The sequence below is a fragment of the Arthrobacter sp. BI5 genome, assembly GCF_056680065.1.
The window spans coordinates 2,348,058-2,373,813 of sequence record NZ_CM155264.1; the positions used below are offsets into that span (position 1 = coordinate 2,348,058).

Here is a 25,756-nt window from a genome sequence, read left to right on the forward strand (position 1 = left end):
ACTGGGGGCCTGAATTGGGTTTAGTTGTATCCGGCTTCAACAGCCGCCCGGAAGTTTTGCTGAAGTTCCAGCAAATTCCCGGGGACGTAGCTTAATGGTAAAGCCTCAGTCTTCCAAACTGATTACGCGGGTTCGATTCCCGTCGTCCCCTCCAGAATATGACGAAGCCAGGGCCCCTCTCCGGAGGGGCTTTTTTCGTGCCCATCCATCAGGAGCCCTGGCAAGCCGGGCACCAGTAAAGCTTGCGGGCGGCGTGTTCCGTCAGTGCCACGGCCGTGCCGCAGTCGCGGCAGTCCAGGCCCTGGCGCCGGTAGACGAAGTGCGCCTCCTCCGGGGCCGGCAGCTTGCCGCCGTGCCCCTCCCCGTCACCGTGCCCATCCCCGCCGTCGGGCCCGGTCCAGTAGCGCGGGGGCGTGGTGATGATCCGGCCGTCGCGGACGCCGTCGGACATCATCGCAACGGTGTCGTCCCAGAGCTGGCCGGCGGCCTCCACCGGCAGTGACGTTCCCGGCAGCCAGGGGTCCAGCCGCTGCCGGAACAGCAGTTCGGCCCGGTAGACGTTCCCGACGCCGGCAATCACCTTCTGGTCCATCAGCAGCGTGGCCAGCGGGGTGCGCTTTTTCGCCAGCGCGGCAATGAAGGTGTCCCGGTCACCGGGGAGGTTGCGCAACGGGTCCGGCCCCAACCGCGCCATCACCGCATCGACCTCGACGCCGGTCAGTGTCTCGCAGGTGGTGGCCCCGCGCAGGTCGGCCCAGCCGTGGCCACTGGCCAGCCGCACCCGGACGGCACCCACCGGGGCGGGCGGACCCGCGTACACGGGGTCCGGGCCGTCGCTGTGGACTTCCCGCTCCCCGATCTTCCGGGGCGCGCCGATGCTGGAGGCCCCGCGGAAAGCCGCGTCCCCGCCGAAGTCCCACGCACCGTACAGCCCCAGGTGCACATGCAGGACCAGTCCGTGCTCGAAGCCGAGGAACAGGTGCTTCCCGTGCGCCACGGACCCGGTGAGGACGTGGCCGTCCAGCAGCGCCGCGCCCGGTGCGAAACGTCCCTGCGGGCTGGACACGGCGAGCCGCTCCCCCGCGAAGACGTCGGCGAACTGGCGGGCCAGCCGGTGGACCGAATGCCCTTCCGGCACTACTCGACGACCTCGCCGGTGGCCTCGTAGGTGGCGATCTTGCCGATCCGACGGATGTGCCGCTCGTCATTGCTGAAGGGCTCGGTAAGGAAGGCCTCAATGATCGCGGTGGCCTCATCGACGCTGTGCTGGCGCCCGCCGACCGCCACCACGTTGGCGTCGTTGTGCTCCCGGGCCAGTTTGGCGGTGGACAGGTTCCAGGCCAGGGCGGCGCGCACCCCCTTGACCTTGTTGGCCGCGATCTGCTCGCCGTTGCCGGAGCCGCCCAGGACGATGCCCAGCGCGGGGGTGCCGGCCTCCTGGTCCGCCACCACGGCGCGCGCCGCGTTGATGCAGAAGGAGGGGTAGTCGTCCAGCGCGTCGTAGACCTTGGGGCCATGGTCCACCACGTCGTAGCCCTTCGCGCTGAGGTGGCCCACCAGGTGGGCACTGAGTTCCATGCCGGCGTGGTCGGTGGCGATGTGAACGCGCGGGAAATCCGGGGCAGTGGTCACGGCGTATCCGTTCTTTGGGGCGCCGGCGGACTCTCGGCGCTGCTGATCAGGGCTCTGCCCAGCCTACTAGGGCTAGGCCGCCGGCGCCCCGCCGTTGCGGCGCGCCCGGGCCGCCACGCGGGACAGCACCTGCGCCACATTGTCCGCCGTCGTGGCGCTGCCGCCGCTTACCGCCAGCCGGCGGCCGTCGGAACGGTCGACGACGACGGCCGGGCCGCTGCTGACCAGCATCGCCGTTGTGCTGCCGTGGCTGCGGTAGCCCCAACCACCGTAGTCGGCGGCCTTGACCTCTTTCGGCGTCGCCGAGTCAATCGCGGCGGCGGGGACATCCATGACCCGGACGAACCCGGCGGCAAATACCCGCAGGCCGCTGCGGTCCACCCGGATACGGGCAAACAGGAACACGGCGGCCAGCAGCGCGACCGCCACCAGGAGCGCGGCCAGCCACGGCACGGCGACGGTGAGCAGGGCCGCGGGAAACAGCGTTGCAATCCCCAACATGACAAAGACCGAGCTGCGGGCGTGGACCCAGAGGCTGACCGAATCGCCGGCCAGATCGGGGTCCAGTTCCCGTTCGAGCGCCGCCTGCACGGCCCGTTCGTCGTCGGAGGACCACCGCTCGTCCGCCTTGAACACGAATCCCATCACTACCCCGAGCCCCAGCGCCGCTCCGCTGCCCATGGCCAGGACGGCCACGTCCACGCGGGATTCCCGGGCGTCGGCCAGGCCGAGCTGGCCCACCAGCACAGCGGCGAGGACGGTGGTGACGAAAAGGCTCACGGCCAGCCCGGCGCCCATCATGAACCGGCGCATCATGGCCGGCCGCGACAGCGGCGCCGCCTGGAGCAGGACCGCCCAGCCGACCAACACAATCAGGACCGCGCCAACCCCCACCACGGCCCCGAAGGGCGCAAAGTCAGCGGCGCCGGCGTCGGTCCAGCGCACGGCCAGCGGCTCGGGCAGGTCCGCGCGGATCAGCAGCGCGCAGGCCACGAAGGCGGCGGCCAGCATCAGCGGGAAGCCTACGGCGAAGCGCAGGGCCCTGACGTCAACGGAATCCCGGATCTTTCCCATAGCTCCAACGCTACCCCTGCCGGAGGCGCCTGGAGCGGGCCCGCTGTGACGTGCACAACTTGCCAAGCCACCGCAACGTGAAAGAATAATTTCACAGTATCGTTTCCACCGTTCCCACCACTCCTGGAGGCACCTCTTGCCCGGTATGAACCTCACCCGCGCCGAAGCCCGCGAGCGCGCCGAACTGATCGCCGTCGACTCCTACGAAGTCAGCCTCGACCTGACCCGGGGCGAGAAGGTCTTCGGGTCCACCACCGCCGTGAAGTTCACGGCCAAGCCCGGGTCCTCGACCTTCATCGACGCCGTGACCCACACGGTGCACAGCGTCACGCTCAACGGCCGCGAGCTGGATCCGGCGGACGTTTCCGACGGCATCCGGATCCAGCTGCCGGACCTGGCCGAGGATAACGAACTGCTGGTGGTCGCGGACGCGCCCTACATGAACACCGGCGAGGGCCTGCACCGCTTCGTGGACCCGGTGGACAACGAGGTCTACCTGTACACCCAGTTCGAGGTTCCCGATTCCCGGCGCATGTTCGCCGTCTTCGAGCAGCCCGACCTCAAGGCCAGCTTCAGCTTCACCGTGACCGCGCCCTCGCACTGGGACGTCGTCTCCAACTCCCCCACCCCGGTGCCTGTGGAAACCATTCCCGGCGAGGACGGCGGCGCCCGCTCGGTCTGGGAATTCGCCCCCACCCCGCGGCTCTCCTCCTACGTCACCGCGCTGATCGCCGGACCGTACCAGTCGGTCCGCAGCGAGGTGAAGTCCGCCGACGGTAAAGTCACCCCGCTGGGCGTCTTTGCCCGCAAGTCGCTGATGCAGTACCTCGACGCGGACAACATCTTCGACCTCACCCGCCAGGGCTTCGAGTTCTTCGAGGCACAGTTCGGCTGCCCCTACCCGTTCGAGAAGTACGACCAGCTCTTCGTGCCGGAGTTCAACGCCGGCGCCATGGAGAACGCCGGCGCGGTGACCATCCTGGAGGGCTACGTCTTCCGCAGCAAGGTCACGGACGCCCAGGTGGAACGCCGCGCCATCACCGTGCTGCACGAGCTGGCCCACATGTGGTTCGGCGACCTCGTGACCATGCGCTGGTGGAACGACCTGTGGCTCAACGAGTCCTTCGCCGAGTACATGTCCCACCTCGCGGCCGTCGAGAACACGAAATTCGACCACGCCTGGACCACCTTCGCCTCGGTGGAGAAGTCCTGGGCCTACCGGCAGGACCAGCTGCCCACCACGCACCCGATCTTCGCCGAGATCAACGACCTGCAGGACGTCGAGGTGAACTTCGACGGCATCACCTACGCCAAGGGCGCCTCGGTGCTGCGGCAGCTGGTGGCCTGGGTGGGTCCGGAGGAGTTCATGGCCGGCGTCCGCGAGTACTTCCGCAAGCACTCCTGGCAGAACACCGAGCTCAGCGACCTGATGGTCGAGCTGGAAAAGGCCAGCGGCCGCGACCTGGACCACTGGGGACGGCTCTGGCTGGAGACCGCCGGTGTGAACACGCTCAAGCCCGAGCTGTCCGTCGGTGAGGACGGGAACATTTCCTCGTTCGCCATCCTGCAGTCCGCCACGGAGGCCCAGCCGACCATCCGCCCGCACCGGCTCGCCGTCGGCTTCTACAACCTGGACGGCGCCGGGAAGCTGAAGCGGGTGCACCGCGAGGAGCTCGACGTCGACGGCGAGCGCACCGAAGTTCCGGCCCTGGCGGGCCTGGCGCAGCCGGACCTGATCCTGCTCAACGACGACGACCTCGCCTACGCCAAGGTCCGGCTTGACCCGAAATCCCTCGCCACCGCCACCGCGCACCTGAAGGACTTCGGCCAGAGCCTCCCCCGCACCCTGGTCTGGGGCTCGGCCTGGGACGCGGCGCGCGACGGCGAAACCCCGGCCCGCGGCTACGTGGAACTCATCCTGGCCAACATCGCCGAGGAATCCGACTCCTCCGTGATCCTGGTCCAGCTCCGCCAGCTCGCCACCACGCTGAACTTCTACGTCGCCGCGGAGCACAAGGACGCCACCGCGACCGCCGCCGCCGACCGGCTCTGGGAGCTCGCCGCCCGCGTCCCGGCCGGCTCCGACGCACAGCTGCAGTTCGTGAAGTCCTACGCCCTGCTGGCCCGCAGCGCCGGGCAGCTGGACACCGTCGCCGCCCTGTTGGACGGCTCCCTGGAGCTGCCCGGCCTCACTGTGGACCAGGACCTTCGCTGGGAGCTGATCGCGTCCCTCGTAGTCGGCGGCCGGGCCGGGCAGGAGCAGATCGACGCCGAGCTGGAGCACGACAACACCGCCACCGGCCAGAACGCGGCGGCCCTGGCCAAGGCAGCCATCCCCACCGCCGAGGCCAAGGCCGCGGCCTGGGAGTCGATCGTGGTCAAGGGCGAACTGTCCAATGCCCTGCAGGGTTCGGCGGTTGCCGGCTTCACCCGGGTGCTGGACACGTCCTTGCTGGAGCCCTACGCCGAAAAGTACTTCGCGGCCGTCCCGGGCATCGTCAAGGACCGCACCCACGCGCTGGCCCAGCAGATCGTCGTCGGGCTCTACCCCGCGCAGCTGACCACGCAGGCCACGGTGGACCGCACGGACGCGTTCCTGGCGTCGCTGCCGGAGGACAGCGCGGCGCTGCACCGGATGATGCTGGAAAACCGCGACGGCGTCGCCCGCGCCCTGCGCGCCCGCGCCGCGGACATCTAGGCCGGGCAGAGGTCAGCCCCGCAGTTCAGGACCCCGGTACCGCTTGGCGGCGCCGGGGTCCTGGCGTTTCCGCGCCGCTAGACTGGCGGCATGAGCCTCGACGAGCACCACTACGCGCTGACCGTCCGCTGGACCGGGAACCTGGGCGAGGGGACCTCCTCCTACCGCGGCTACTCCCGCGACCACGACGTCGAGATCCCCGGGCTGCCGGTCCTGAAGGGCTCCGCTGACCCCACGTTCCACGGCGACCGGGAGCGGTACAACCCGGAGCAGCTGCTGCTGGCCGCGCTCTCGCAGTGCCACATGCTGTCCTTTTTGCACGTCGCCGTGAAGCACGGCGTGGTGGTGACCGGGTATGAGGACCGCGCCGAGGGTGTGATGCGGACCAACCGGGACGGCAGCGGCCAGTTCGAATCGGTCACGCTCAGGCCCCGGGTCACGACGGCGGCGCCGGCGGCCGAAGAGTTGTTGGAGGAGCTGCACCGCGGGGCCAACGCGGTTTGCTTCATTGCCCGGAGCGTCAACTTTCCGGTGCGGCACGAGCCCTCGGCGGCCGTGGACCCCGCTGCCGGCATTCCAGACGCGGACACTCAGGCGGGCTGAACGCCGGCCCGGAACTCACGCAGCAGCCGGCGTTCGGTGTCCGGGCTGAGGCCCGCCTTCCGGTCCCGGCCGAGTCCGCGGCGGTGTTCGTCGGCCAGGGTGTCTTGCATCGTCTCGGTCCACGGCCGCAGCGTCATCCCGGCGGCCAGCGCCGCCGCGTTGCTGCGGGCCGCGAAGCCGTCATGGCCGGGCGGCAGCCAGAGCGGCAGCGAGTCCGGGCCTGCCCAGTAGTTCACCCCGCGGGCGGCGAGCCAGTCGGCCGGGGCCGCCACCACCTCGGCGCTTCCCCGGGCGGCCTGCCGCGCGGCGTCGAGGTACTCGGCGAACGGCACCGGGTCGCCCACGGCGTTCAGCGCCCCGGTGACCCCGGCTTCCGCCGCCCGCAGCACCCACGCTGCAAGGTCCCGCACATCGATGACCTGGGTGCTGTCCGCCGGGATGTCCGGGGCCAGTGCCGGACCCGGGTCCCGGGCGAAGCGGGCCGGCCAGTAGCCGTAGCGGTCCGATTCGTCGCCCGGCCCGCCGATCAGCCCGGCGCGGCACAGGTGCGCCTTGTCCCCGGCGAGTTCCGCCGTCGAGCGTTCAATGGCCGACTTCGCCTCGCCGTAGCGTTCCGGGGTCGGCTCCAGGTCCACCGCCAGCGGGGCCAGCACCGCGGCGTCCTCGGCCGCGCCGGGGACAGAATGGTCCGCGTAGACCCAACAGCTTGAGACGAAGGTCCAGTGCCGGGCAGTTCCGGCCAGCGCTTCCAGCGCCTCCCGCGCCTGCCCCGGGTGCCGGGCGACGTCGACGACGGCGTCCCACTCCCCCGCGCTGGCCGCGGCGGCGTAGGCAACGCGGCCTTGCGCCCGGTCCGCCTGCAGCCAGGTGGCACCCTCGGGCGGGGCCGAACGGGTCCCGCGGGCCAGGCACGTGACCTCGTGCCCGGCGGCGAGCGCCTGCCGGGTGATTTCTGCTGACAGGAAGGCGGTGCCGCCAAGGACCAGGATGCGCATGGCGCAACGCTACGGCGCTAATGTTGAAACTGAACAGAGTGTTATGCGCCCGGCGAACGCGGGCGCCCCGAAGGAGCAAACCCCGCCGATGTACCGCCTTATCACCGCTGAGCCCATCACGCCGCCGGACATCTCGGCCGTCAACCTGCCGGGGGTCCTGATCAGCATCGGCGTTGGCGTCGCCACGTGGCTGGTGGCGTCGTTTGTGATCGCAGGTATCACCAAGCGCGTCGCCGCCGGCACCACGTTCTTCAAGAAGCCGCATTTCCGCTGGGTGGCCCCGGCGCTGCGGGCGCTGGACCACCAGCGGCGCGAGCAGCGGGCCAACACGATCGGGTCCCTGCTCAACAGTGTGGTGAGCGTGCTGGTCGTGGTGATCACGGTGATGTACGTCCTGCAGAACCTCAACGTCAACATCGCCCCGCTGCTGACCAGCGTCGGCATCCTCGGCGTCGCCATCGGTTTCGGCGCCCAGCAGCTGATCCGCGACTTCCTGGCCGGCATCTTCATCACCATCGAGGACCAGTACGGGATCGGCGACGTCATCGAAACGTCAGAAGTTGTGGGCACGGTCGAGTCCATGGGCCTGCGTATCACCCGGGTCCGGGCCGAGGACGGCACCGTCTGGTACCTGCGCAACGGCGAGATCCTGCGGGTGGGCAACCGCTCGCAGGGCAGCTATGTGGCGCCGGACGGTTCGACGGCGGACGAGACCCCCGCAACCCAGCAACAGGCCGGAGAATAAGATGACCCTCCCCAGCGCCGGCGAGCCCCGCCAGCCCAAGCTGCTGATGCAGAACGATCCCTTCAGCCGGCCCGGCTATACGGACAACTTCTATGACGCCGTAGGCGGCCACGAAACGTTCGTGAAGCTGATCGATGTGTTTTACGACGGCGTCGCGACGGACCCGCTGCTGCGCCCGATGTACCCGGAGGAAGACCTCGGTCCGGCCAAGCGGCGCTTCCTGATGTTCCTGGAGCAGTACTGGGGCGGGCCCACCACTTACGGCGAGGAGCGCGGCCACCCTCGGCTGAGGATGCGGCACCAGCCGTTCCGTGTCACCCCGGAGGCGAAGGACGCCTGGCTGCACCACATGCGCACCGCCGTCGACGCCCTCGAGCTGCCGCCGCTCTACGAGGGGACCCTCTGGGACTACATGGAACGGGCCGCCCTCTCGTTGGTCAACAGCCCCTCCGGGGCCTAAAACGATATGGAAAGACCCCGGAGGCACTTGGGGGAATGCCTCCGGGGTCTTTCTGCCTCAATAATACCTAGCCGGGTATCCGGGCGACAAGTGTTTTAAGACGAGACCCTCGTCACGGTCGGTAGGGTGAGCCCATGCTGATAATCCGTGACGAAATCACTGAGGACCGGTCTGCCGTGGCAGCGCTGAGGGCGGCGTGGGCCGCGGAACAGGAGCCTGGGGCCGGCGTCGATCCGGACTTCGAAGCCGTCTACAGCAACTGGCGGGACGCCAACCCTCGAAAATTCATTGTCGCCGAGCGGGACGGCGAACTGGTCGGGATGCTCAACCTCCTGGTCTTTGAGCGGATGCCCAAACCCGGCAAGGAACCCTCCCACTGGGTCTATCTGGGCAACGTCTATGTGCTGCCGGAGTTCCGCAATGCCGGCATCGGAGCGCAGTTGGTGCAGGAGGCGATCGCGTTCTCGCGGGGCATCAAGGCGGCTCGGATGGTGCTATCGCCCTCCCCCACGTCGCGTAGCTTCTATGCCCGGCTGGGTTTTGAGCCCGCCGTCGAACTAAACGTTCTCCGGTTCTGAACCCGGCGCAGGATGCGGCCCGGCCGGCCGGGCCGTAAATGGCGTCCGGATAAGCAAGTCCGCGCGCGGGACGGTGCCGGCGCCTAGAGTCCCGAGCCGGCCCGGACCAGGACGTGACCACGGGGGCCGCTGAGCCGGAACCACCGGCCCGCACGGAAGAGGCTTTGTTCGCCGTCGGCCAGGAAGCCCAGCGTCAGCGCGGCGAAGGCCGCCCCCGCGGGCAGCCCGCCGGCGTCGGGCAGCGGACGCCCCCAGACCGTGGCCCGGGCATTGTTGACGATCAGCGCGCCGGGCTTGTCCGGAATGATGGCGGCGATCTCCGTGATGCCGGCCTCGGCGCTCTGTCGCAGGACCTCGTCCGGCAGGGCGCCGAGCGGCTCCCAGCCGCTGCGGGGGGCGCCGACGCCGGCCCACGACTCGGTGACGGTCATCGGCGGTACCGGAAGCTCGACGTCGTCTGCGCCGGCGCGCGCCAGCCGGTCCAGCACCGCAGACAGCGGGACGGTCACGTCGAGTTCCGCGGGCGCGGCCAGCGCCATGGTCCGGAGGCCGAGGATCGTCGGGGTCGATTCCCCGAGCAGCCGGGGACGGAGTACGCAGACGTAGGCGGCCAGGACCGGCCCGGCGGCGCTCAGCCGGATGGCGCCGTCGTCTATGGTGCGGGCCCGGGTGGCGAAGGTGCGCAGGTCGGCGAGGTCGCGGGGATCGGTGAACTGCAGGGGCTGGGTTAGGACGTCTGACACAATCCTGACTCTACCGGCTGTGCCTCTTTTGAGCCGTGCCGGGGTGACGTCTAGAGTCAAACCATGACTGAAGCCGAAGCCGGATTGCAGGCGATGCCCACCGAGGATCCCACCTCCTCGCTCATCCAACTCCTGAACCTCGGCGAGCTGGAGGGTGCCCGGACGGATGAGGACATCTTTATGGGTCCTTCGCAGAAGCAGCCGCGGCAGCGTGTCTTTGGCGGTCAGGTGCTGGCGCAATCGTTGGTGGCCGGCAGCCGCACCGTCCCGGAGGGCCGCGGCGTCCACTCCATGCATGGTTATTTCCTCCGCCCGGGTGACGCCAACAAGCCCATCACCTTCGGCGTGCAGCGGCTCCGCGACGGCCGGTCCTTCTCCGCGCGCAGGGTCCACGCGTATCAGGAGGGCATGCCCATCCTGTCGATGATCGCGTCCTTCCAGGATGAGGACGAAGGAATCGAGCATCAGACCGAAATGCCGGCGGGCATACCGGACCCGGAGTCGCTGCCGAGCACGGCCGACCTGCTGGGCAAGTACGACCACCCGGTGGCCCGGCACTGGGCCTACGAGCGGCCGTTCGACATCCGCCACGTGGATCCGGCCCTGTATGTCTCCGCCAAGGGTCCGAAGGAGGCCCGGAACGCCGTCTGGATGCGCACGTTCGGGCCAATGCCGGACGACCCGCAGATGCACCGCGCGGCGCTGGCCTATGCGAGCGACTACACGCTGCTGGAGTCCGTCCTGCGCCGGCACGGGATGAGCTGGATCACCCCGGGAATGTCCGTCGCGAGCCTGGACCACGCCATGTGGTGGCACCGGCCCGTCCGGGTGGATGAGTGGCTGCTTTACGTCCAGGAATCCCCCAGCGCTCAGGGCGCCCGGGGACTGGCGACGGGCAAGATCTTCAGCCGGGACGGCCGGCATGTGGCCACGGTGGCCCAGGAGGGCATGATCCGGGTGCCGACCGACCTGAAAAACAAGGTCAAGGGCGCCGTCCAGACCAAGGTCCTGCAGCACCAGATGCGCAAGGCGGACCGCGGCTGACCAAGCCGGTCCGACGCTGACCAGGATATGGAGAAGGCCGATTCCCCGAGGGGAACCGGCCTTCTCCGTGGGCAAGTGGCGGCCTGCCGCGCGGAACCTAGTCGCGGGTCAGGCGGCGGTGCGTCACGCGGTGCGGCTTGGCCGCGTCGGGGCCGAGGCGCTCGATCTTGTTCTCCTCGTAGGATTCGAAGTTGCCCTCGAACCAGTACCACTTTGAGGGGTTCTCCTCGTCGCCTTCGTAGGCCAGGATGTGGGTGGCCACCCGGTCCAGGAACCAGCGGTCGTGCGAGACGACGACGGCGCAGCCCGGGAATTCGAGCAGGGCGTTTTCGAGGCTGCTGAGTGTCTCGACATCCAGGTCGTTGGTCGGTTCGTCAAGGAGCAGCAAGTTGCCGCCCTGCTTGAGGGTCAGCGCCAGGTTAAGGCGGTTGCGCTCACCACCGGAGAGCACCCCGGCCTTCTTCTGCTGGTCCGGGCCCTTGAAGCCGAAGGCGGCGACATAGGCGCGGGACGGCATCTCGACCTGGCCGACCTGGATGAAATCGAGGCCGTCGGAAACGACCTCCCACAGGGTCTTGTTCGGGTCGATGCCGCCGCGGCTCTGGTCCGCGTAGGAGATCTTGACGGAATCGCCGATCTTCAGCTCGCCGCCGTCGAGGGGCTCCAGCCCCACGATGGTCTTGAACAGGGTGGTCTTGCCGACACCGTTCGGGCCTATGACGCCGACGATGCCGTTGCGCGGCAGCGTGAAGGACAGCCCGTCGATGAGGGTGCGGTCTTCGAAGCCCTTCTGCAGGTTCTTGGCCTCCAGAACGAGCCCGCCCAGGCGCGGTCCCGGCGGGATCTGGATCTCTTCGAAGTCGAGTTTGCGGGTGCGGTCCGCCTCGGCGGCCATTTCCTCATAGCGTGCCAGACGGGCCTTGGACTTGGTCTGGCGGCCCTTGGCGTTGGAGCGGACCCAGTCGAGTTCCTCGGCGAGGCGCTTGGCTTGCTTGGCGTCCTTCTTGCCCTGGATCTCCAGGCGGGCGCGCTTCTTCTCGAGGTAGGTGGAGTAGTTGCCCTCGTAGGGGTACAGGTGGCCGCGGTCCACTTCGGCGATCCATTCGGCCACGTGGTCCAGGAAGTACCGGTCGTGGGTGACGGCGAGGACGGCGCCCGGGTAGGAGGAGAGGTGCTGTTCGAGCCACAGCACGCTCTCGGCGTCGAGGTGGTTGGTGGGCTCGTCGAGGAGCAGCAGGTCCGGCTTCTGCAGCAGGAGCTTGCAGAGGGCCACGCGGCGGCGCTCACCACCGGAGAGCAGTGTCACGTCGGCATCGGCGGGCGGGCAGCGCAGGGCGTCCATGGCCTGCTCGAGCTGGGAATCGAGATCCCAGGCGTCGGCGGCGTCGATGGCTTCCTGCAACTGGCCCATCTCCTCGAGGAGGGCGTCGTAATCGGCGTCGGGGTTGGCCATTTCTTCGGAGATCTCGTTGAAGCGCTGGATCTTGCCGTAGATCTCGCCGACGCCTTCCTGGACGTTGCCCAGTACGGTCTTGTCCTCGTTCAACGGCGGTTCCTGCAGCAGGATGCCGACGGTGTAGCCGGGGCTCAGCCGGGCTTCGCCGTTGGAGGGAGTGTCCAGGCCGGCCATGATCTTGAGAATGGTGGACTTACCGGCACCATTCGGGCCAACAACACCAATCTTGGCCCCCGGGAAGAAGGACATGCTCACGTCGTCGAGGATAAGTTTTTCGCCAACGGCCTTACGGGCCTTGGTCATTGTGTAGATAAATTCCGCCATGCCTACAAATCTAGTGGCTTGGCGCGGATAACTCACATTCAGGGCCTGGCCAGCCGGCGGTCCAGGCGACGGACTCCAAGGAGCCCGACCGGCAGCCTGCGGGCCGGACTGCCGCGAGGGCCGGCGTACTCGGCCTGCCCATGATGGCCGCTAGGCGGGCGAGCCCGCCAAACAGCGCCCGTCCGCCAGGACCGGCAGCACCACCACCGCCACGGAGCCACCCCGCACCTGGCCAACGACGCAGTCCCGGCCCTGCCGGACCGCGGCTTCCACGGCGTCGGCCTCCAGCCCCGTGGTTGTCCGGCTCGCCGTGACTTCGACGGCTCCCGGCGGGAAACCTACTTCGGCTAGGGCCTGCCGAATGTTGCCGGTGCCCGGTTTGGCCTCCCGGGCGGCCGCTTGCGCCAGGGCCGCCTGCAGGCGCTCCGCGGTCCTGGACGTGCCAACGCCGGGCGTCCCGGCCGGGGCGGGAGCAGTGTTATCCGTAGCCGTTCCCCCGCTGCCGCCGGCGGGCGAACACGCAGACGTTACTGCCAGCAGCAGCGCCAGCCCGCCAAGGACGCGCAGGGGCGCCCGATGTTCCGTGCCAGTCCGGGTCCGCCTCACCCGGCAATTGTTCCACGCGGACGTCCGTCCCCGGTCTCAGGCGGCCGCCTCCTTCAGTTCGCCGGTCTCTTCGTCGAAGTCCAGCCCGTCGTCGGCGCCCGCGTCGCCCGCGTCGTCCGTGTCCGGGTGATGGCCGCCGTCGTCGGGACCGTCGTGGCCGCCGTCCATACGTTCAGGAGCGGTGTCGTGGCCGGGCACCGGGCCGCCCCCGGACGTGCGGGTGAAATTCGCGGAGCCCCACATCAAGTCGTGGCCGACGGATTCCGCATCGATCTCCGCAGAGTGATAGATACGGCCGTCCTTTTCCCAGCTGCGCATCTTGAGCCGGCCGACCACGATGACCCGCTGGCCTTTCTTGATGCTGCAGCCCATGTTTCCGGCCAGCTGGCGGTAGCCCTGCACCGTGAACCAGTTGGTGTTTCCATCCACCCAGGCGTTCGCGGAGCGGTCAAAGCGCCGCTGGTTGGAGCCCATCCGGAAGGACGCGGTGGCGACGCCGCCCGGCGTCGTCGAGCTCCTGATCTCCGTGGCGACGAAGCCGCGGACCGTGATGCTGTCGTTCATTAGTCTGTCCTGTCTCGATTGGTCGTGCCCTAGCAGGCAGTTCCAGCTTCAGGCCAGCCCGGCCCGGCCGGCAGTGCGGGAATCCGCTATGTGGAAAACCAGGGCAATCAGCCGGGCGGGACCGAGAAAGCCGCGCCCTGCCGGGCTGCTCCTGAGCGGCAAGGTGCGCCGGGCACTGTAAACTTCTTGAGGCGTCGCCGGCAGCAGCCGGGCACGCCGAACGTGCCCCAGTAGCTCAGGGGATAGAGCAGCGGCCTTCTAATCCGCCGGTCGGGGGTTCGATTCCCTCCTGGGGCACAACAGGCGGCCCTGGTCGCGGGTCATCCGCCGCCAGGGCCGCACCCCCTGCCCCGTGCCTTCAAATCCACTTGTTGTGCCTGAAGGTCAGGTAGAGGGCCACTCCCATCACCAGCATCAGCCCCAGTGCCATGGGATAGCCGAAGATCCAGTCCAGTTCCGGTATCAGGCGGAAGTTCATGCCGTAGATCGAGGCGATCAGGGTCGGCGCGAAGAGGATGGCGGCCCAGGACGAAATCCGTTTGGTCTGTTCGTTCTGGGCGATGCTTGATTCCGTCAGGAGCCGCATCTCGTCGTTCTGCCGCTGGGCCACGAGGGCGGCGTTGACCGCGAGCGCGTTCTGCAGCAGTGCACGGAAGGCGGCGATCCGTTCACTCAGGCGCAGCACATGGTCCAGCACGTCGCGGAAATGATCCTGCAGTTCGGGACCGGGCACATGGTTGGGCCGGCCGGCCCGGAGCGCCTGGAGGATGCCCGTAAGCGGCGCCGTCGCCCGCTGGAACATGATCACCTGGCGGGAGAGCTCGTAGATCCGGCGGGAAACGCCCGGGTCGGCAGCGAAAAGCTCATCCTCGATCTCGTCCACGTCGTTCTCCAGACCGGCGGCCACGGGCTCGTACTCGTCTACCACCTGGTCCAGGATGGCGTACAGCACGGCGTCCGGCCCAAGGGCGAGGAACCCGGGCTGGGACTCCATCCGCCGCCGCACCCGCGCCAGGTCGGGGGATCCGGCATGCCGGACGGTGACCACGAAGTCGGGGCCTGTGAAGATGTGGATCTCGCCGAACTGGACCTTCTCCACTTCGTCCAGGTAACGGGCCGGACGCAGCACTAAAAAATGGGTGTCGCCGTAGTGTTCGAGCTTGGCGCGCTGATGGCCTGCGAGGGCGTCCTCCACCGCCAGATGGTTCAGGTCGAACTCCTCGGCCACCGAGCGCAGTTCCGCCGCGTCCGGACGGTAGAGCCCGATCCACGCCATGCCCTGTCGCTGCCGCAGCACGAAGTACGTCTCGTCCAGGTCCTCAGGGTCCGCAGTCCGGTACCCGTCCACATACACTGCGTTGTCGACGATCGTCACGGCTGTGCCTCCTCGGCTGAACCGCCCACTCCAGGCGCCCTTTGACTGTGACGCTATACCGTCCCCCGCCCGCTGCCAACGGGCCGCCCGGTGCGGTGTCCGCAACTGAGGATTAGGCCACAACCCGCCATCACCAGGTGCCTCCGTCCGCCATAAGCACCCTTACTATTAAGGTGACAGACGGGCCGCCAGGGAAAGCCTGCACGGCCCGCCCGCAACCGAAAGGCACGGCAGCCATGACCCAGACACCACGCGGATTCGATCCCCAGGATCCCAACGACGCCCTGCCCGCGCAGTACCCCTCGGCGGGCGTCCCTTCCGGGCCCGTCGAGGAGGGCTACCCCGACGCCGGCCCGGCGAGCGGCACCGGCCTGGCTACCGGGGCTCCGGCGGACGCCGTCGCAGCCCCGGTCAGGGAAACCTCCGGCACCGCAGCCCCCACACCCGCGCCCGCCGCGGAACCCCGCCAGGTGACCCGCGCGGGTATGGTGTGGGCGGCCGTCGCCAGCGCCCTGGTGGTGCTGGTCCTGCTCATTGTCTTTATCCTGCAGAACCAGGTCTACGTCCAGGTGAAGTACTTCGGCCTCGAAGGGGCGGTCCCGCTCGGCGTCGCGCTTTTCATCGCCGCGGTCGGCGGCGGCATCCTGGTGGCCATCGCCGGAGCGGCACGCATCATCCAGTTGCGTCTCGCCGCACACCGCCAGCGCGCCCGGCTCGCCGGCCAGGCGCCACGCACCCGTTAATTCGAACGACGCCGAACGACGCCGGGCCGCCAGGTTGCCAGGGCGGCCCGGCGACGCCCGGCGGCCCTAGGGCAGTGTCAGGATGACCGGCCCGTCCGCGGTGATCGCCACGGTGTGCTCGCTGTGCGCCGCCCGGCGTCCGTTGGCCGAGCGGAGGGTCCACTCGTCAGCGTCGTGGTAGTAGTCGTCCTTGCCGCCAAGAATCAGCATGGGCTCGATCGCGATGACGAGCCCCTCGGTCAGTTTGATGCCGCGGCCCGGCCTGCCGGCGTTCGGGACGTGCGGCTCTGCGTGCATGGTTTTGCCGATGCCGTGGCCGCCGTGGTCGGCGAGCAGCCCGTAACCTGCCCGGCGGGCGGGCCCGCCGATCGCGTCCGCGACGTCGCCCATCTTGTTGCCGATCCGTGCCGCCTCGATGCCGCGGGCCAGGGCGTCGTCGGTGGCATCGATCAGCGCCTGGTCCACCGGGTCCGCGGTCCCCACGATGAAGCTGACCGCGGCGTCGCCGCACCAGCCCGCCAGGAAGGCGCCGCAGTCCACGCTCAGCAGGTCGCCGTCGGCCAGGCGGTAGTCGTTCGGGATGCCGTGCACCACCGCGTCGTTGACGGACGTGCAGATCACGCCGGGGAAGGGCACCGAGGCCCACCGGGGATGGTAGTCCAGGAACGCGGGGGTGGCGCCCGCTTCGGCAATCACCGTAGCTGCCTCGGCGTCGAGTTCCTTGAGGGAGACGCCGACGGCGGCAACCTCGCGCACCCGCGCCAGCGCGTTCGCGACCACGCGCCCGGCCTCGCCCATCAGGGCGATCTCTTCGGGAGTCTTGATCATGGACACGGGGCTTCCTTCCGACGCGGGGGCAGGTGGCTGCCGACGCTTAGATGACGGGCCGGGTGGTGACCGGTTCCGACGGTTTGCTGAACAACTGCTTGGTCTTCGGATCGAGGAAGATCAGGTACAGGGCGAACAGCAACGCGATGATGGCGGCGGCGTTGCGGGCCAGCGCGAGGGCGAGGCCAAGGTCCTCGGTCTGCAGGTAGGGGAAGACCTCGAGCTGGTCCGAAATGGCGTAGACCATAAAGAAGGACACCATGAAGTACACGGCCTTGACCTGCCAGTCGTCCCGGATGCCGGTGACCGCAAACAGCGGGATCAGCCAGACGACGTACCAGGACTGGATCATCGGCGCCAGGAAGACGACGGCGGCGAAGGCCAGCGTGAGCCGGCGCATCAGGCGGTCGTAGTCCCCGCGGAAGATCTGCCAGCCGACGATCCCGAGCGCCAGCAATTTCCCGGCGTCGTACACCCATTTGGCCAACCCCCAGCCGTCCAGGCCGAAGGCGTTGAAGATCGAGGCGACAATCAGCCCCAGCAGGCCTACCGGCGCGTACCAGATCCAGATGCTGCCCGGGGCGGAGAGCCCGTTGATCCAGCCGAAACCGAATCCGTTGACCAGGCTCATGGCGTAGAGCAAGGCCAGGCTGATGCCGGCGGTGAGCGCCCAGAAGACGAATTTGCGTGGCCAGCCGGCGTTCTTGCCCGCCCACAGCAGGCCGATGAACGGCAGGAACACGATCGTGATGGGTTTGACCGAAATGGACAGTGTGACCAGCACCAGGCCAAGCAGCACCCGCCTGGTGGCGCAGTAGTAGAGTCCTGCGAGGGCCAGGCCGAGCATCAGCGCGTCGTTGTGCACGCTGGCGATGAAGTTGGTCAGGAACAACGGGTTCGCCGCGGTGAGCCAGAGGGCCCGGTGCGGGTTGACGCCGTGGAGCTCGGCCAGTTTGGGCACGTAGATTACGCAGAGCACAATGCCGACCAGGGCGGCGAGCCGGAAGAGCATGATGCTGGCTTCCGGGTGCACGTTCGTTGACCAGACAACGAACTGCTCGATCCAGAGGAACAGCTGCCCGTACGGCACCGGGGCCTCGGTCCACATCTTGTCCGCGCCCAGCTGGAAGTAATTCGACAGCGCCGAGATGCCGTTCTCGTACGGGTTGAAACCCTCCACCATCAGGCGGCCCTGGCCGATATAGGCGTAGACGTCGCGGCTGAACAGGGGCACAGAGAACATCATCGGCAGCCCCCACGCCGCCACCGCCAGCAGGGTGGCCCTGCGGGCGCCGGCGCCCCAGGTGCGCACCCGCTGCCCCAGCCGGAGCCAGGCGCGGACCAGCAGCATGCCGCCAACGGCCAGGAGCACAATACTCAGCCCCACACCTACGGCTTCGGTCCGCATCCAGATGAACAAGGGCAGGCGCCGCAGTTCGGAGACCGGGGCCAGCCAGCCGACGCCGAGCGAACCGACCGCCATGAACATGGACCCGACGAACCCGGCAAGGATCGGCGACTTCGCGTTGTCCACATCCGCAACCACCGCTTTGGGGGCCTGGCGGGACGTACCGGCAGCCGTTTCCCCCGCCGCAGGTACAGGCGCCGTCATCTCAGGATCGTCCAATCTGTTGTGGGGCTGGTTCGGCCCGCAACAGGCCGGGCAGCCGGCCATGAGGGCACGCCGCGATGACGAAAATCTTCGACGGCCGCGTACCAAAATCCTAGCACCGGACCGCTCAGCGGCGGCGAAACGGTAGGCTGGGCGGGTGCCTATATCTAATGAACGCATCGTGTGGATCGACTGCGAAATGACCGGCCTGGACTCCAAGAACGACGCACTCATCGAAGTGGCGGCCCTGGTGACGGACTCGGAACTGAACATCCTCGGCGACGGCGTCGACGTCGTCATCAAACCGGACGACGCCGCGCTGGCCCAAATGAACGACTTCGTCCGCGACATGCACACCCGGTCCGGGCTGCTGGCCGAACTCCCCCACGGCAAGACCATGGCCGAAGCCCAGGACGTCGTGCTTGAGTACATCAAGAAGTGGGTGCCGGATCCGAAGAAGGCGCCGCTGGGCGGCAACTCGGTCGGCACCGACCGCGTGTTCCTGGTCCGCGACATGCCGGAGCTGGTGGAACACCTGCACTACCGCGTGATCGATGTCAGCACCATCAAGGAACTCTCTCGGCGCTGGTACGCCCGGGCGTACTTCCAGTCGCCCGCCAAGCTCGGCGGCCACCGCGCCCTGGGCGACATCAAGGATTCGATCGACGAGCTCCGCTACTACCGGGAGGCGGTCTTTGTGCCCGCACCGGGTCCGGACAGCGCCACGGCGCAGCGGATCGCGAAGTCGATCATGGCCCCCGCCGACGCTCCGGCAGCAGCACCCGCGGAGTAATCTCCACCACGTTTGGGGAAAATTTCGCCGAATTCGACGAAAGTGGCAAAACCACCCCCGAATAGCAGGTAAGCTATTTGTCGTTGCCTTTTCAGCCAGCCGGTTCGCCGGAAGGCATGGCGGGGCACATGGTGGGCGTAGCTCAGTTGGCAGAGCGCCTGGTTGTGGTCCAGGAGGTCGCGGGTTCAACCCCCGTCGCTCACCCTCACAAAGGACGGCAGAATTGTCCGACCTTTTCCAAAGGCCGCACCGGATATCCGGTGCGGCCTTTGTTGTCTGTCCAGTTCTGCCTGTCCAGTTGTTGTCCGTCCAGTCTTGTCCGTGCGTGGAAGGAACCGCGATGAAGCGCCAGCTCTTTGAAGAAGACCACGAGATGTTCCGTGAGATGGCTGCGGAGTTCAACGCGCGGGCGGTGGCCCCGCACTACGGCCAGTGGGACCAGGACCACATGATGCCCCGTTCGCTCTGGACCGCGGCTGGCGAGCAGGGCCTGCTGGGGCTCGCGGTTCCCGAAGAGTTCGGCGGCATGGGCATGGCCGACTACCGCTTCCGGGCCGTGCTGGACGAGGAATTCGCCAAGAGCAACCACTTGGCAGTGGGCCTGGCCTTCCACCTGCACGATGACATGGTCCTCCCCCACCTGCTGGCTTACGGCTCGGACGACCTCAAAGCGCGCTGGCTTCCCGGCATGGTCTCCGGCGAGACGGTCACCTCGGTCGCCTGGACCGAACCGGGCGCCGGTTCGGACCTGCGCGGCATCCGCACCAAGGCCGTCCGCGACGGCGATGACTGGCTGATCACCGGCCAGAAGACCTTTATCGGCAACGGCATCTCCGGCGACGCATCCCTGGTCCTGGCCCGCACCGACGGCAGCGCCGGCCGCGGCGGCCGCGACTCCTTCTCCCTCTTTATGGTGCGCAAGTCCGAGGGTTACAACACCGGCAACCAGCTGGACAAGATGGGGCTGAAAGCCTCGGACACCGCCGAGCTGTTCTTCGACAGTGTCCGGGTGCCGCACGCTGACCTTGTCGGCGAGGAAGGCAAGGGCCTGCAGTACGCCGCCGAGCAGCTCCCCCAGGGCCGGCTCGCGATCGCCGTGGCGAGCTCCGCCGTCGTCCGCGCCGTTTATGAGGCGACCGTGGCGTACACAAAGGACCGCAACGCGTTCGGCGAGCGGATCATCGATTTCCAGCACAGCCGCTTCGAACTGGCCGACATCCTCACCGAGGTCGAGGTCACCGAAACCTACGTAGACCGGGCCATCCAGGCGTTCAACTCGGGCGAGCTGGACGCCGCCGCGGCGGCCCGGGCCAAGCTGTGGGCCTCGGAGCGCGCCAAGTCCGTTACCGACCGGTGCCTGCAGCTGCACGGCGGCTACGGCTACATCCTGGAGTACCCGGTGGCGCAGGCGTACCTCGCCGCCCGGCTGCTGACCATCTTCGGCGGCACGAACGAAATCATGCGCGACGTCGTCGGCCGCACCATCGCCGGCTGAGCCTCGCCGCAGCAACCCCCAGTACCAAAGGAACCCGCCGACATGACAGTCCTGCCCATCACGATCTGGGGCGAACCCGTGCTGCACCGCCGGGCCGCCGAGGTCGAAGTCTTCGACGACGAACTCCGCACCCTGATCGCGGACATGTTCGAGACCAACGACGCCGCCAACGGCGTCGGACTCGCCGCGCCCCAGGTCGGTGTGGGCAAGCGGCTCTTTGTCTACAAATACGTTAACGACGACGGCGCCCCGCCGGCCGGCGTCGTCGTCAACCCGGTGCTGACCCTCTCGAAGGTCTCCGGGGCGCTGCCGGACCCGGACGAGGAAGAGGAAGGCTGCCTGTCTTTCCCGGGCGGCCAGTATCCGCTCAAGCGCGCCGAGTGGGCCCGCGTGCAGGGCTTCGACGGGGACGGCAAGCCGGTTGAATTCGAGGCGACGGGCTGGTTCGCCCGGGTGATCCAGCACGAATACGATCACTTGGACGGCAAGCTGTACGTCAACCGGCTGATCGACCGCTACGCCCGCAAGGCGATGAAACAGGCCAAGAAGAACGGCTGGGGCGTCCCCGGACTGACGTGGATGCCGGGCGTGGACCCGGATCCGTTCGGCCACTGAGGACCCGCCGCGAACTTAAGCCCGGTCGACGGCGGCCAGGATGGCGGCACCCAGCTCGGCCGGTTTGGTGAACTGGGGCCAGTGGCCGGTGGGCAGGTCCACGTAGTCCACGTCCCGGATCCGTGCCAGCTCCGCCACGTACGGGTGGCCCCCGGCGATCATTTCCCGCAGCATCGAGGACGGGAATTCGCAAGCGATCACAGTGGCCGGGACCTCGAAACGGCGTTCATCCTTGAGCTGCTGTGGGTCCTGGGCCACGCCGCGGGGCTGCGGGATGGCACGGGCGCGGAACATGGCGCGCAGCTCGTCGGTCATGTCGGTGAGGTCCGCGTCTTCGAAGAGCTCCCATGGCGGCAAGGGCACGTCGTCGCCGTCCGCCGGGAGCTCATCGTTGATGACACCACCGTCGGCGAGAGGTCCGCTGTCCACGTAGATGGCCCGGGCCACCCGGTCCGGCCGGGCATCGACGGCGCCATGGATGATGGCTCCCCCGCCGGAGTGGCCCACCAGTACCACCGGCGCATCGAAGGAATCGATCTTTGCGACGACGGCGTCGATGTGGGTGCGCAGGCCGATGCCGGCGCGCGGCGCCACTGCCGATTCGAGGCCCGGCAGCGTCAACGGGTGCACCCTATGTCCGGCCGCGGTGAGCGGCGGGGTGACGCCCTCCCATGACGAGGCGTCCAACCAGAACCCGGGTACAAGGATGATGTCCATGCCGGTACCCTACAGTTCGAGTACCGGCTCCACCACCTGCCCTAATCCTCCGCTGGCTTCTGCAGCAGCGCGGCGTGGTCCGGCACGTAGCGGAACAGGTCCCGCGGCGGCCGCGTGTAGTTGACGGCGCGCGGCCGTTCCGGCAGGGTCACCGGCTCCGTCCTGACTTCGGTGTAGTCGATGCTGGAGAGCAGGTGGGCAATCATGTTGATCCGGGCCCGGCGCTTGTCTTCCGCCTCGACGACAAACCAGGGCGACTCGGCGGTATCGGTCTGCATGAACATGTCGTCTTTGGCCCGCGAGTAGTCCTCCCAGCGCAGGATCGCCTCCCGGTCCATCGGTGAGAGTTTCCACTGCCGGAGCGGGTCCTCCAGCCGCGACTTGAAACGCCGTTCTTGTTCCGCGTGGCTGATCGAGAACCAGTACTTGAACAGCAGGATGCCATCTTGGATCAGCAGTCGCTCAAAGACCGGGCACTGGGCCATAAAGCGCTTGTGTTCCGCGGGCGTGCAGAACCCCATGACCCGTTCGACGCCGGCACGGTTGTACCAGGACCGGTCCATCAGGACGATCTCCCCGGCCGCCGGGAGGTGTTCCACGTAGCGCTGGAAATACCATTCGCCGCGTTCCCGTTCGGTCGGGGCCGGCAACGCGACGATGCGGGCGACGCGCGGGTTCAGGTACTCGGTGACGCGTTTGATGGCGCTGCCCTTGCCGGCGGCGTCGCGTCCCTCGAAGATCACCAGCACGCGCGCACCGGTGCTGCGGACCCATTCCTGCAACGCGACCAGCTCCGCCTGCAGCCGGGCGAGTTCGGCTTCATAGACGCCGAGCGGCAACCGCCCCGCTGCCTGCACCCCTGACGCCTTCCGGCGCGCCAGGGCCTTTCCAGAGCCAGTCTTGCCGGTGCCAGTCTTGCCGGTGCCAGTCTTCCCGGTGCCGCCCTTGCCGGCCCCGCTCTTGCCATGTGCCATGGTCCCCGCTCCAGTCGTCGCGGCGGATGGGCCGACGCCGGCCGACGCCGTATCCTGCCGCCCGTGCGGGCGCCCTGTCCTGCCGCGCCCATTCTTGCCGAGCGCTTGAGGGCCCACAAGGGGACGTCGGCCCGGGGACACCGGCATCCCGGCGCTCCTATGCTTGGGCTCATGGAAGCCACCCCGCCGGCGCCGGCGCAGCCCATCCTCACCGTCACCGTGAACCCCGCCCTGGATGTCAGCACCACAACCGAGCTGGTGACCAGCGGCCACAAACTGCGCTGCGGCCCCAGCCGGCTGGATCCGGGCGGCGGCGGCGTGAACGTGGCACGGGTCATCCAGCGGCTCGGCGGGCGCCCGCTGGCCGTCTACACCGCGGGCGGCCCCACGGGCGAGGCTTACCGGCGGCTGATCGAGGCCGAGCGGCTCCCCACCCTGGTGGTCCCCATCCAGGGCAGCACGCGGCAGGACTTTACGGTCGATGAGACGTCCACCGGGAAGCAGTTCCGCTTTGTCCTGCAGGGTCCGGAATTGAGTGAGACCGAATGGCGGCTGTGCCTGGCCCTCGTGGCTGACTCCATCCAGCCGGGCGGCTACGTGGTGGCCAGCGGCAGCCTACCGCCGGGGGTACCGGACAACTTTTACGCGGAGGTGGCCCGGCTGGCCCGGGAGCAGAATGCGCGCTGCGTGGTGGATGCCTCCGGGCCAGCCCTGGCCGCTGCCCTGTCCGAGGGCGTGTTCCTGGTCAAACCCAGCCGGAGGGAACTCGGGCTGCACTTCGGCACCACGCTGGACAGCGAACAAAGCGAGCTCGACGCCGCCATGGCGCTGGTATCCGACGGATCCGCCGAACATGTGGCCCTGACCCTGGGCGGGCAGGGAGCTGTCCTCGCCTCGAAGGACGGCACGCTCCGGCTGGCCGTGCCGCAGGTGCAGGTGCAAAGCACCGTGGGTGCCGGTGACAGTTTCCTGGCAGCCTTCGTGCTCCGGCTGGCGCAGGGGCGCACGCTGGCCGACGCGTTCCGCTCGGCCGTCGCTGCCGGAAGCGCCACGGTCACGACGCACGCCACTGAACTGTGCCACCGGGTCGACGTCGAGCGGCTGGAAGCTGAACTCGCCCAACAGTCGCTCGGGGCTTAGCCAGGAAACCTGCGCACCGCTGGCATGATGTCCGCATGGGGGAAACCAGAACACGCTCAAATCCGAAGCCGCGCAGTTTCAAGGAGCCATCCGGCAGGGTGGTGTCGCTGCTGGTCTGGGCCGGCAGCGCCACCGCCGTCGGCTGGCTGTTGCTCTCGGGCAGGGGCGGTGCCGCCACAGCGGCCGCGCCCTGGCTGGCTGCAGCGTCGCTGCTGGTCTACCTGACGCAGTGGCAGCCGCGGCTGATCATCGGAGCCGACGGGTTTGAGGTCGTGAACGGCCTCCGCCGGCACCGGATCCCATTCACCGCGGTGGACGACGTCGAGGTCCGGCACACCGTGACGGTGAAGGCCGGCGGGAAGCGGTATGTCAGCTGGGGCGCTCCGACGCCGCCGAGCGCCTTTGGCGCCGGGTTCGAGCACGCCCGCGACTGGAAGCAACGCCCCTTCGGGATGCTTCCGTCCAATGAGCGCATGGCCCAGTCGTCGACGCCGGGCGGACGGGATGCGATTGTCAGGGCCTGGCAGGATGCCCGGCCGGCCAAGGGGGACGCAGGCCAGAGTTCGGCCGACGGCGTGCTCGTCTCCGAGTGGAACATCCCGCTGCTGCTTCTCGTGGTGCTCCTCGCCGGCTGGTGCCTGGTCTCGGTGCTCTTCTGACAGGACTTGGCTCCGGCCCGCGTCAGCGTGCCCCCGGCTCCGCGGACCCCGTCAGCGCGGCACGATGGTCTGCTGCCCCGGACAGCCACCGAGGACCCGCTTCATCGCATCCTTTTCGGGCGGCGTCACCCAGAGCCCGTAGGCGGCTTTGACCGAAATTTGCCGGGCCACGTAGTGGCAGCGGAACGCCTTGTTCGGCGGCAGCCAGGTGGCGGCGTCTGAGGCGCTCTTGTCCTGGTTGGCCTGGCCGTCGACGGCGATCAGGTTCAGCGGATCGTTGGCGAGGTGCTGGCGCTGCACGGCGGTCAGCTGCTGCGCCCCCTTCTGCCAGGCGTCGCCCAGCGCCACCACGTGGTCGATCTGCACCGCCTTGCTGGACCCGGCGCCACGCTGGAAGGCGATGGTCTGCCCGGTGTAGGGCTCCTGGAAGGTTCCGGCGCCGATCCGGCAGCGGGAACCTTCGGTGAACCGGGCGCCGGCGAGGTCGCGGCGGAGGATGTCGTTGCGGGTGTCGCAGCCGTTGCGGTCGACGTCGAGCCAGGCTTGGCCAAAGGCGGTGCGGTTGTAGTTGCTGCCGGCTGCCCGGCCTTTGACCGGCAGCGACTCCAAAGCGTCCGCGGCGCTTCCCGGCGGCACGGCGCGCACCGGGTTGACGGGTTTCATCCAGCCCGCCGCGAACACGGGAGCCTCGCGGGGTCCGTTGATCTGCGGTTCGGCCAAGGCGAACTGGCCCACGGTGAAAAACCAGCCCAGACCGCCCGCGACGGCAAGCAACGCAGCGGCCAGCAGGGCCCACGCCTGCCGGGACCGTCGTCGGGCCCGCCGAAAGTCGTTCCAGGTGACGCTCACGGAAGCGCCAGGGTTCGGTGGGGTTGCTGCACCCCGCCAGCCTAGGCGGCCGCACCGACGTCGGGTCGGTTGTCCACAGTGTGCAGGACAAGTCCCGCACCTGGTGCATGGCTGCCGGCGGTTCAGGGCCGTGCGTTCAGCTGGAGCCAGGTGCAGTCCGCGCCGTGCCGCTACTGCTCCCTGGTGACCCGGCGGAGGTCCTCCTCGGCGAGATTCAGCAGCGCTTCCAGCTGGCTGACGCGCGCGTCGTCGATCTCGCCGGCCTCGCGTTTGGCGCGGGCGTCGTCGAGGAGGCGCTTGGCTTCCTTGGCGTTACGCCGGGCGACGTCGAGGGCATGTTCCAGGGTGGTTTCGTGCTCCACAGCCGAGTTCTGTTCCATGGCTCCATTGTGGTGCCCTTTCCCGGCCGATTCCAGAGACCCGGCCGGGAAAGG

Annotated in this window: 27 protein-coding genes and 3 tRNA genes; 15 read left to right on the forward strand and 15 right to left on the reverse strand. The window is 68.5% G+C overall.

Annotated features, from left to right (window positions below; all coding sequences use genetic code 11):
* The first annotated feature begins 80 nt into the window (after positions 1-80).
* Positions 81-154, forward strand: a tRNA-Gly gene (locus AC1MED_RS10640).
* Between the two features lie 54 nt (positions 155-208).
* On the opposite strand, the gene AC1MED_RS10645 is transcribed toward AC1MED_RS10640, so the two are convergent.
* The 3 genes from AC1MED_RS10645 to AC1MED_RS10655 all read right to left on the reverse strand — a co-directional run bounded on the left by AC1MED_RS10645 (position 209) and on the right by AC1MED_RS10655 (position 2,706).
* Positions 209-1,138, reverse strand: a complete 930-nt coding sequence (locus tag AC1MED_RS10645) for an Fpg/Nei family DNA glycosylase (RefSeq protein ID WP_479783257.1) — start codon at positions 1,136-1,138, stop codon at positions 209-211.
* Positions 1,138-1,632: a ribose-5-phosphate isomerase gene (locus AC1MED_RS10650; RefSeq protein WP_479780617.1), complete on the reverse strand. Its 495-nt coding sequence runs from the start codon at positions 1,630-1,632 to the stop codon at positions 1,138-1,140. Before AC1MED_RS10650 ends, AC1MED_RS10645 begins: the two co-directional genes overlap by 1 nt.
* A gap of 72 nt (positions 1,633-1,704) precedes the next feature.
* Complete coding sequence (locus AC1MED_RS10655; protein ID WP_479783258.1) at positions 1,705-2,706, reverse strand: hypothetical protein; 1,002 nt, start codon at positions 2,704-2,706, stop codon at positions 1,705-1,707.
* Positions 2,707-2,851: 145 nt separating this feature from the next.
* On the opposite strand from AC1MED_RS10655, the gene pepN reads away from it, so the two are divergent.
* A complete protein-coding gene (gene pepN, locus AC1MED_RS10660; RefSeq protein ID WP_479783259.1) occupies positions 2,852-5,404 on the forward strand; it encodes an aminopeptidase N in 2,553 nt (850 codons plus the stop codon).
* A 90-nt stretch (positions 5,405-5,494) separates the two neighbouring features.
* On the forward strand, positions 5,495-6,007 hold the full coding sequence (locus AC1MED_RS10665; RefSeq protein WP_346960906.1) for an OsmC family protein: 513 nt from the start codon (positions 5,495-5,497) through the stop codon (positions 6,005-6,007).
* Here AC1MED_RS10665 and AC1MED_RS10670 read toward each other — a convergent pair.
* Positions 5,995-7,002, reverse strand: coding sequence for an NAD-dependent epimerase/dehydratase family protein (locus AC1MED_RS10670; protein WP_479783260.1), 1,008 nt, complete (start codon positions 7,000-7,002; stop codon positions 5,995-5,997). The two genes, AC1MED_RS10665 and AC1MED_RS10670, sit on opposite strands and share 13 nt — an antisense overlap.
* 88 nt (positions 7,003-7,090) lie before the next feature.
* Between AC1MED_RS10670 and AC1MED_RS10675 the strand changes: the two genes are divergently transcribed.
* The 3 genes from AC1MED_RS10675 (at position 7,091) to AC1MED_RS10685 (ending at position 8,785) form a co-directional block, all read left to right on the forward strand.
* Positions 7,091-7,747, forward strand: coding sequence for a mechanosensitive ion channel family protein (locus tag AC1MED_RS10675; RefSeq protein ID WP_346960908.1), 657 nt, complete (start codon positions 7,091-7,093; stop codon positions 7,745-7,747).
* 1 nt (position 7,748) lies between these two features.
* Positions 7,749-8,207 carry a globin gene (locus AC1MED_RS10680; RefSeq protein WP_479783261.1) on the forward strand — a complete coding sequence of 153 codons (459 nt, stop codon included), beginning with the start codon at positions 7,749-7,751 and terminating at the stop codon, positions 8,205-8,207.
* A gap of 134 nt (positions 8,208-8,341) precedes the next feature.
* A complete protein-coding gene (locus AC1MED_RS10685; RefSeq protein WP_479783262.1) occupies positions 8,342-8,785 on the forward strand; it encodes a GNAT family N-acetyltransferase in 444 nt (147 codons plus the stop codon).
* Positions 8,786-8,868: 83 nt separating this feature from the next.
* On the opposite strand, the gene AC1MED_RS10690 is transcribed toward AC1MED_RS10685, so the two are convergent.
* Entirely contained in the window at positions 8,869-9,528 is a 660-nt protein-coding gene (locus tag AC1MED_RS10690) for a DUF8185 domain-containing protein (protein ID WP_479783263.1), read from the reverse strand.
* Between the two features lie 63 nt (positions 9,529-9,591).
* On the opposite strand from AC1MED_RS10690, the gene tesB reads away from it, so the two are divergent.
* Complete coding sequence (gene tesB, locus AC1MED_RS10695; RefSeq protein WP_479780632.1) at positions 9,592-10,572, forward strand: acyl-CoA thioesterase II; 981 nt, start codon at positions 9,592-9,594, stop codon at positions 10,570-10,572.
* Between the two features lie 97 nt (positions 10,573-10,669).
* Here tesB and ettA read toward each other — a convergent pair whose 3' ends face one another.
* The 3 genes from ettA to AC1MED_RS10710 all read right to left on the reverse strand — a co-directional run bounded on the left by ettA (position 10,670) and on the right by AC1MED_RS10710 (position 13,522).
* Positions 10,670-12,352 carry an energy-dependent translational throttle protein EttA gene (ettA, locus tag AC1MED_RS10700; protein WP_479783264.1) on the reverse strand — a complete coding sequence of 561 codons (1,683 nt, stop codon included), beginning with the start codon at positions 12,350-12,352 and terminating at the stop codon, positions 10,670-10,672.
* 150 nt (positions 12,353-12,502) lie between these two features.
* A complete protein-coding gene (locus tag AC1MED_RS10705) occupies positions 12,503-12,958 on the reverse strand; it encodes a DUF6993 domain-containing protein (protein ID WP_479783265.1) in 456 nt (151 codons plus the stop codon).
* Positions 12,959-12,994: 36 nt separating this feature from the next.
* On the reverse strand, positions 12,995-13,522 hold the full coding sequence (locus tag AC1MED_RS10710; RefSeq protein ID WP_479783266.1) for a single-stranded DNA-binding protein: 528 nt from the start codon (positions 13,520-13,522) through the stop codon (positions 12,995-12,997).
* Between the two features lie 224 nt (positions 13,523-13,746).
* Here AC1MED_RS10710 and AC1MED_RS10715 point away from each other — a divergent pair.
* A tRNA-Arg gene (locus AC1MED_RS10715) sits at positions 13,747-13,819 on the forward strand.
* Between the two features lie 61 nt (positions 13,820-13,880).
* On the opposite strand, the gene AC1MED_RS10720 is transcribed toward AC1MED_RS10715, so the two are convergent.
* On the reverse strand, positions 13,881-14,897 hold the full coding sequence (locus AC1MED_RS10720) for a magnesium and cobalt transport protein CorA (protein ID WP_479783267.1): 1,017 nt from the start codon (positions 14,895-14,897) through the stop codon (positions 13,881-13,883).
* A 236-nt stretch (positions 14,898-15,133) separates the two neighbouring features.
* Between AC1MED_RS10720 and AC1MED_RS10725 the strand changes: the two genes are divergently transcribed.
* The gene (locus AC1MED_RS10725; RefSeq protein WP_346960806.1) at positions 15,134-15,640 is read left to right on the forward strand and encodes a LapA family protein; all 507 of its coding nucleotides are present in this window, start codon (positions 15,134-15,136) and stop codon (positions 15,638-15,640) included.
* 66 nt (positions 15,641-15,706) lie between these two features.
* Here AC1MED_RS10725 and map read toward each other — a convergent pair whose 3' ends face one another.
* Positions 15,707-16,474 (reverse strand): type I methionyl aminopeptidase, encoded by a 768-nt coding sequence (gene map / locus AC1MED_RS10730; protein WP_479783268.1) that lies wholly within the window; start codon positions 16,472-16,474, stop codon positions 15,707-15,709.
* A gap of 40 nt (positions 16,475-16,514) precedes the next feature.
* Positions 16,515-18,080, reverse strand: a complete 1,566-nt coding sequence (gene mptB, locus AC1MED_RS10735) for a polyprenol phosphomannose-dependent alpha 1,6 mannosyltransferase MptB (protein ID WP_346960808.1) — start codon at positions 18,078-18,080, stop codon at positions 16,515-16,517.
* A 199-nt stretch (positions 18,081-18,279) separates the two neighbouring features.
* Between mptB and orn the strand changes: the two genes are divergently transcribed.
* The 4 genes from orn to def all read left to right on the forward strand — a co-directional run bounded on the left by orn (position 18,280) and on the right by def (position 20,983).
* On the forward strand, positions 18,280-18,873 hold the full coding sequence (gene orn / locus AC1MED_RS10740; RefSeq protein WP_479786656.1) for an oligoribonuclease: 594 nt from the start codon (positions 18,280-18,282) through the stop codon (positions 18,871-18,873).
* Between the two features lie 131 nt (positions 18,874-19,004).
* Positions 19,005-19,077, forward strand: a tRNA-His gene (locus AC1MED_RS10745).
* A 136-nt stretch (positions 19,078-19,213) separates the two neighbouring features.
* Positions 19,214-20,368, forward strand: coding sequence for an acyl-CoA dehydrogenase family protein (locus AC1MED_RS10750; protein ID WP_479783269.1), 1,155 nt, complete (start codon positions 19,214-19,216; stop codon positions 20,366-20,368).
* A gap of 42 nt (positions 20,369-20,410) precedes the next feature.
* Complete coding sequence (gene def / locus AC1MED_RS10755) at positions 20,411-20,983, forward strand: peptide deformylase (protein WP_346960811.1); 573 nt, start codon at positions 20,411-20,413, stop codon at positions 20,981-20,983.
* 15 nt (positions 20,984-20,998) lie between these two features.
* On the opposite strand, the gene AC1MED_RS10760 is transcribed toward def, so the two are convergent.
* Together AC1MED_RS10760 and ppk2 are read right to left on the reverse strand one after the other, a co-directional pair.
* Positions 20,999-21,700, reverse strand: coding sequence for an alpha/beta fold hydrolase (locus AC1MED_RS10760; protein WP_479783270.1), 702 nt, complete (start codon positions 21,698-21,700; stop codon positions 20,999-21,001).
* Positions 21,701-21,741: 41 nt separating this feature from the next.
* Positions 21,742-22,674: a polyphosphate kinase 2 gene (gene ppk2, locus AC1MED_RS10765; RefSeq protein ID WP_479783271.1), complete on the reverse strand. Its 933-nt coding sequence runs from the start codon at positions 22,672-22,674 to the stop codon at positions 21,742-21,744.
* 171 nt (positions 22,675-22,845) lie between these two features.
* Here ppk2 and AC1MED_RS10770 point away from each other — a divergent pair, with 171 nt between their 5' ends.
* The gene (locus AC1MED_RS10770) at positions 22,846-23,814 is read left to right on the forward strand and encodes a 1-phosphofructokinase family hexose kinase (protein ID WP_479783272.1); all 969 of its coding nucleotides are present in this window, start codon (positions 22,846-22,848) and stop codon (positions 23,812-23,814) included.
* 35 nt (positions 23,815-23,849) lie between these two features.
* Entirely contained in the window at positions 23,850-24,473 is a 624-nt protein-coding gene (locus AC1MED_RS10775; protein ID WP_479783273.1) for a hypothetical protein, read from the forward strand.
* A 51-nt stretch (positions 24,474-24,524) separates the two neighbouring features.
* Here AC1MED_RS10775 and AC1MED_RS10780 read toward each other — a convergent pair whose 3' ends face one another.
* Together AC1MED_RS10780 and AC1MED_RS10785 are read right to left on the reverse strand one after the other, a co-directional pair.
* Positions 24,525-25,322 (reverse strand): HNH endonuclease family protein, encoded by a 798-nt coding sequence (locus tag AC1MED_RS10780; RefSeq protein ID WP_479783274.1) that lies wholly within the window; start codon positions 25,320-25,322, stop codon positions 24,525-24,527.
* A 170-nt stretch (positions 25,323-25,492) separates the two neighbouring features.
* On the reverse strand, positions 25,493-25,702 hold the full coding sequence (locus AC1MED_RS10785; RefSeq protein ID WP_479783275.1) for a hypothetical protein: 210 nt from the start codon (positions 25,700-25,702) through the stop codon (positions 25,493-25,495).
* Between the last annotated feature and the right edge of the window lie 54 nt (positions 25,703-25,756).

Coding starts and splice junctions, on each gene's coding strand:
- AC1MED_RS10670 (WP_479783260.1), bottom strand. CDS start 7,002: ATGCGCATCCTGGTCCTTGGCGGCACCGCCTTCCTGTCAGCAGAAATC.
- tesB (WP_479780632.1), top strand. CDS start 9,592: ATGACTGAAGCCGAAGCCGGATTGCAGGCGATGCCCACCGAGGATCCC.
- AC1MED_RS10775 (WP_479783273.1), top strand. CDS start 23,850: ATGGGGGAAACCAGAACACGCTCAAATCCGAAGCCGCGCAGTTTCAAG.
- AC1MED_RS10675 (WP_346960908.1), top strand. CDS start 7,091: ATGTACCGCCTTATCACCGCTGAGCCCATCACGCCGCCGGACATCTCG.
- pepN (WP_479783259.1), top strand. CDS start 2,852: ATGAACCTCACCCGCGCCGAAGCCCGCGAGCGCGCCGAACTGATCGCC.
- AC1MED_RS10685 (WP_479783262.1), top strand. CDS start 8,342: ATGCTGATAATCCGTGACGAAATCACTGAGGACCGGTCTGCCGTGGCA.
- AC1MED_RS10760 (WP_479783270.1), bottom strand. CDS start 21,700: ATGGACATCATCCTTGTACCCGGGTTCTGGTTGGACGCCTCGTCATGG.
- AC1MED_RS10655 (WP_479783258.1), bottom strand. CDS start 2,706: ATGGGAAAGATCCGGGATTCCGTTGACGTCAGGGCCCTGCGCTTCGCC.
- AC1MED_RS10680 (WP_479783261.1), top strand. CDS start 7,749: ATGACCCTCCCCAGCGCCGGCGAGCCCCGCCAGCCCAAGCTGCTGATG.
- AC1MED_RS10725 (WP_346960806.1), top strand. CDS start 15,134: ATGACCCAGACACCACGCGGATTCGATCCCCAGGATCCCAACGACGCC.
- AC1MED_RS10770 (WP_479783272.1), top strand. CDS start 22,846: ATGGAAGCCACCCCGCCGGCGCCGGCGCAGCCCATCCTCACCGTCACC.
- orn (WP_479786656.1), top strand. CDS start 18,280: ATGACCGGCCTGGACTCCAAGAACGACGCACTCATCGAAGTGGCGGCC.
- def (WP_346960811.1), top strand. CDS start 20,411: ATGACAGTCCTGCCCATCACGATCTGGGGCGAACCCGTGCTGCACCGC.
- mptB (WP_346960808.1), bottom strand. CDS start 18,080: ATGACGGCGCCTGTACCTGCGGCGGGGGAAACGGCTGCCGGTACGTCC.
- AC1MED_RS10665 (WP_346960906.1), top strand. CDS start 5,495: ATGAGCCTCGACGAGCACCACTACGCGCTGACCGTCCGCTGGACCGGG.
- AC1MED_RS10750 (WP_479783269.1), top strand. CDS start 19,214: ATGAAGCGCCAGCTCTTTGAAGAAGACCACGAGATGTTCCGTGAGATG.
- AC1MED_RS10785 (WP_479783275.1), bottom strand. CDS start 25,702: ATGGAACAGAACTCGGCTGTGGAGCACGAAACCACCCTGGAACATGCC.
- ettA (WP_479783264.1), bottom strand. CDS start 12,352: ATGGCGGAATTTATCTACACAATGACCAAGGCCCGTAAGGCCGTTGGC.
- AC1MED_RS10710 (WP_479783266.1), bottom strand. CDS start 13,522: ATGAACGACAGCATCACGGTCCGCGGCTTCGTCGCCACGGAGATCAGG.
- ppk2 (WP_479783271.1), bottom strand. CDS start 22,674: ATGGCACATGGCAAGAGCGGGGCCGGCAAGGGCGGCACCGGGAAGACT.